The sequence below is a fragment of the Marinobacter sp. genome (assembly GCF_041690455.1).
GTDB lineage: Bacteria > Pseudomonadota > Gammaproteobacteria > Pseudomonadales > Oleiphilaceae > Marinobacter.
In genome coordinates this window covers 1-2,846 of sequence record NZ_JAWLHI010000152.1, presented here as the reverse complement: position 1 = coordinate 2,846, position 2,846 = coordinate 1, and the positions used below count along the sequence as shown (strand labels likewise).

General features: G+C 59.3%; 2 protein-coding genes and 1 pseudogene. 2 read left to right on the top strand and 1 reads right to left on the bottom strand.

What is annotated here, in order from left to right; all coding sequences use genetic code 11:
- Both ACESMW_RS18935 and ACESMW_RS18930 read left to right on the top strand, forming a co-directional pair.
- The coding region (locus tag ACESMW_RS18935) for a methyl-accepting chemotaxis protein (protein ID WP_372988513.1) at window positions 1–1,996 on the top strand (1,996 nt) is incomplete at its 5' end.
- 122 nt (window positions 1,997–2,118) lie between these two features.
- Entirely contained in the window at window positions 2,119–2,373 is a 255-nt protein-coding gene (locus ACESMW_RS18930; protein ID WP_372988512.1) for a GrxA family glutaredoxin, read from the top strand.
- A gap of 86 nt (window positions 2,374–2,459) precedes the next feature.
- On the opposite strand, the pseudogene ACESMW_RS18925 reads toward ACESMW_RS18930, so the two are convergent.
- Window positions 2,460–2,846, bottom strand: a pseudogene (locus ACESMW_RS18925) (diphosphate--fructose-6-phosphate 1-phosphotransferase); the annotation flags it as partial.

Below are 2,846 nucleotides of genomic sequence, written 5' to 3'. Positions count from 1 at the left end.
CCGGGATACGGTGCAGGGTATTGTGATGGATCAGCTTGGCGCAACCGCCGGCAACTATGGCGAACTGGTCAGTGGCCAGTTCGCGACCGCTTTTCGGACCCCGGAAGTCGTCCGCAATGTCATTATCCGCAATATTCAGGCTGACAGCTCCGGGCGAATCAGCCGGACAGCTCTGCAGGAGACCGTTGGCGCGGTTCTGGAGGAGCAGAAAAGCCTGAGTTCGATATACGCCCAGTTCGAGCCGGATGGCTATGATGGCCAGGATCGCTATTTCACCGGCGGCGTTGAGGACCACAGCAGCGATGAAGGCACTCTGGAGATCTATTACTACCGGGATCCGGACGGTAACGTTCAGTTCAGCCGCACCGAGGACCCGGCGACCAAGTACCTGGACAGCCTGAACGAATTCGGGATCCGGGAAGCCGAGTGGTACCTGTGTTCGCGGGACACCAAATCACCCTGCATCATGGAGCCCTATGATTATGAAATCAGTGAGGGCTACTCCGAGCTGATGACCAGCCTGGTGGTTCCGATTCTGGATGACGGAACATTCGCCGGTGTAGTGGGTGTGGATATCAATCTTTCGACGCTGCAAAAAACCATTGCCGGGGTCAGCCAGGAGCTGTTCGATGGACAGTCCCGTGTCACGCTGATCAGCCAGCAGGGGCTCATTGCGGCCTCCAGCCACTACGAGGAGCATCTGGGTCGCCCCCTTCAGGAAGCCGTGCCCGAGCATGCTGATACCTTCGCAGGACTGCATCAGGAAGAAGGTACCTTTGACGACGGCCAGACCCTGGCCGTGGCGTATCCCGTTGAGATCCGGTTGCCGGATGTCGAGTGGTCGCTGCTGATCGAGTTGCCAAGGGATGCCGCGCTCGCCAGCGTTTCGGAAATTACCGGTCTGTTGTCGGACGAAGTCGCCGCGACAGCCACCCGCCAGACCCTGGTAGGAATCGCGGTGGTGGTCTTCGCCATCGTGGCCCTGGTGCTTCTGGTACGCTCGGTTACCCGACCATTGGATGAGATCCGGGATCGCATGAAGAATCTGGCCAGCGCCGAAGGGGACCTGACCCGTGAGCTCGAAATCGACACCCATGCCGAACTGATCGAGTTGGCCGGTGGGTTCAATGCCTTCCTGGCCCGGTTGAGGGAAATGATCAATGACCTCAAGGGCGTAAACGCCAAGGTCCGCGAACAGGCCAGGGATGTCGGTAGTATTGCGGTTGAGACCGATGAGCAGACCGGCCGACAGCATCAGGACATTGACAGCGTGGTGACCGCCATGAACGAAATGTCTGCCGCTGCAGGGGAAGTGGCCGGATTTGCCGGCGAGGCAGCGGACAATGCCCGTATGGCCCAGGACGGCGTCCGGTTTACCCAGGATACGCTGTCATCGGCGGTGAAGGGCGTGAGCGCTGTGGCCAACGATATGGGCGAGGCCAGTACGGCGATCGGACAGGTGGCCAATCGCAGTGAGGACATCAACCGGATTCTGGATGTCATCCGTGGCATCGCCGAACAGACCAACCTTCTCGCCCTCAACGCTGCCATCGAGGCCGCCAGGGCCGGCGAACAGGGCCGCGGATTTGCCGTGGTTGCCGATGAGGTCCGCACGCTGGCCTCCCGGACGCGGGAATCCACCGATGAAATCAGCACCATGATCGACGGCCTCAAGCAGGATGTGAACGGCGCCGTTTCGGTGATCCAGAGCGGCGTTGACCGCGCCACCTCAGCGGTCGACGGTACCCAGGAGGCGGCCCATTCACTGGCCACCGTGGTCGACCGGATCGGAACCATTGTGGAGCACGTAACCCAGGTGGCAACCGCAGCGGAAGAGCAGAGTTCGGTGAGCGAGGAGATCAATCGGAACCTGACCCACATCGGCGACGCTGCCAACGATCTCCGGGAGCTTGCCGGCCGGGTCAAGGGCAGTGGTCAGGCCCTGGACAACGAGGTGCAGGTTCTGGAGCGCGAACTCAGCCGCCTGCGGACATAATGGCCCACTGCTATGGTGGCGATTCAAAGCATCAATTTTCAATTTGCGGACACCGTGTCATGCTCCTGCAATACGATTTTTAATCCGGGAACACACTGCTGGAAACCTTTGGGAGGTCTTTTATGGAGCAGGTCACGATTTACGGCCGCTCAAGTTGTGGATTCTGTGTACAGGCGAAGCACCTGTGTGAGGCCAGAAACATTCCCTATGTCTGGGTCGATATGATCGAGAAGGGTATGAGCAAGCAGGATATCGCCGACAGGATTGGCCGGCCAGTGTATACCGTGCCGCAGATCCTGGTGGGCGCTCAGTATGTGGGAGGGTTCGATCAGTTCTATGCCTACGTGCGCGACCACGAAGCTGAACTGGCCCGCTAACGCCGGTCATTGTCCCGCAGAACGAAAAAAGCCTGGCAGAGTATCTCTGTCAGGCTTTTTTGATGCTTCTCGAAATGTCCGGCGAATTACAGCTGGAAATCGGTTTTCAGCTTCTTCTCGGTTAACGTGTTCTGGAGTTTGGCGACCCGTGGCAAGCCATTATCGAACGGCGGGAAGCTCTCCCCGGCAATCAGGGGCTCCAGGTAGTCCCGGCAATCCTGGGTGATGCCAAAGCCATCGTCGGTGATGAAGTGAATCGGCATCTTCTTTTCCTGGTTTGCCACTTCGCTCAGTGGCGCTTCGCCAATCTTCCAGCGGTAGGGCTTTCCCTGTTCGCGGACGATGGTGGGCATCAGTGCCTGCTTGCCGTCCAGAGCCATTTCCACCGCGGCCTTGCCAACGGCATAGGCCTGTTCCACATCAGTGGCGGAGGCAATGTGGCGGGCGCTGCGCTGGAGGTAATCGGCTACGGC